This is a genomic window from Elstera litoralis, assembly GCF_000963705.1.
Classification (GTDB): Bacteria; Pseudomonadota; Alphaproteobacteria; order Elsterales; family Elsteraceae; genus Elstera; species Elstera litoralis.
This window is the reverse complement of record NZ_LAJY01000325.1, coordinates 1-1,660: the sequence shown is the minus strand read 5'-3', so window position 1 is coordinate 1,660 and position 1,660 is coordinate 1. Positions and strand designations below refer to the sequence as shown.

The following is a 1,660-nucleotide window of genomic DNA, read 5'->3' as shown; positions in this document are numbered from 1 at the left end:
TGCAGCGCAATAAGACCGCGCCAGCTTTGCACGCGCCGCATGGAATGCCAGGCTCCAATTGGCCGCATAGTGACAAATCAATGCCTTATTTGCCGTTGCTCATTCTGAATTCCGTCACACGACGCAAGATTCAAACGCGAAATACGGGCGACACGACAAAAAACTGCGTGCAGGCGCGAAAAAGCCTGTCAACCCCCCTGCGGCATTTGTAGCAGGGGGTACAGAGCCCGTTAACGTGAATCGAGGCAACAGAAAGCCCCCGAGCGGGGGCTTTGATGAGCGGTGGGGCAAGGGATATGCAGTTTTGCGGGATTTTTTGATGAAGCCTCCCCGTCCAACCTGCCGTTGCAGCCATCGTGCGCCGCGCGGGAGCCCCCCTGTTCGAGACCCTTTGCGACGCGAACCGACCCTTGCCCGCACCGTGGACGCAATTTAGCAACATTCGTGCCAGTTCAGACTCGGCGGAAACCCTTGCCGTTGAAACGGTCAGCCCTGTGTGCGCTGCACAAATTTGGAGCGCCCTGCCCACTTCGCAGGCGCACAAATTTAGGCAGGCGCAGAAAGCGCGTCTGCTGGCTTGGCGAGCGCCGTCAATTCCCCTACCTTGCTGTGCAGTGCGAGCGCCGCCGCCCCGGCCCCGTCGAAGCAAACAACACGCGCCCTATATATAAGGTGAGGATTGAGTGATGAGTGTGACGCAGGGTATCCAGGTGACTGGGGTGATGAAGCCGGGGTTCGACAGCCTTCTGACCGACGAGGCCTTAGCCTTCGTCGCCCATCTGCACCGTAAGTTCAATGCCGAGCGCCTGCGCCTCTTGGCCTTGCGGGACGAGCGGCAACTGCGGCTCGATGCCGGCGAAAAGCCCGATTTTCCGCCCGAAACCGCCGCTATCCGCGAGGGTGATTGGACCGTCGCCCCGCTGCCGAAGGATATTCTCGATCGGCGCGTCGAAATCACCGGCCCGGTGGACCGCAAAATGGTCATCAATGCGCTGAATTCCGGCGCAAAAGTGTTCATGGCCGATTTCGAGGACGCCAGCACCCCGACTTGGACCAATATGATCGAAGGGCAAATCAATTTGCGCGACGCCGTGCGCAAGGCGATTTCCTACACCGATCCCGCCAATGGCAAAGCCTATGCGCTGAAAGAGCAAACCGCCGTGCTGTTCGTGCGCCCGCGCGGCTGGCACCTGCCGGAGAATCATATTCGCATCGACGGCGAAATCGCCTCGGGCAGCTTGGTCGATTTCGGCCTGTATTTCTTCCACAATGCCAAGGAAGCGCTGGCGCGCGGCACCGGCCCCTATTTCTATCTGCCCAAGCTGGAAAGCCATATCGAAGCCCGGCTGTGGAATTCGGTCTTCGTCGAGGCGCAAAAACTGCTCGGCGTGCCGCAGGGCTCGATCAAGGCCACCGTGCTGATCGAAACCATTTTGGCGACCTTCGAAGTCGATGAAATCCTCTATGAGCTGCGCGAGCATTCCGCCGGGCTCAACTGCGGCCGCTGGGATTATATTTTCAGCTACATCAAGAAATTCCGCAACGATCCCAACGCCATTCTGCCGGATCGCGCCTCGGTAACGATGACCTCGCCCTTCCTGCGCGCCTATAGCCAATTGGTCATCAAGACTTGCCACAAGCGTAAAGTTCACGCGATGGA

General features: G+C 59.0%; 2 protein-coding genes. Both read left to right on the top strand.

Going from position 1 to position 1,660, the window contains the following annotated elements; genetic code table 11:
• A partial coding sequence (locus tag VZ95_RS27205; protein WP_232302648.1) for a hypothetical protein occupies window positions 1–212 on the top strand: 212 nt, incomplete at its 5' end.
• A gap of 474 nt (window positions 213–686) precedes the next feature.
• Window positions 687–1,660, top strand: a 974-nt coding sequence (locus VZ95_RS12830) for a malate synthase (protein WP_045776195.1), incomplete at its 3' end; no start/stop codon positions are given.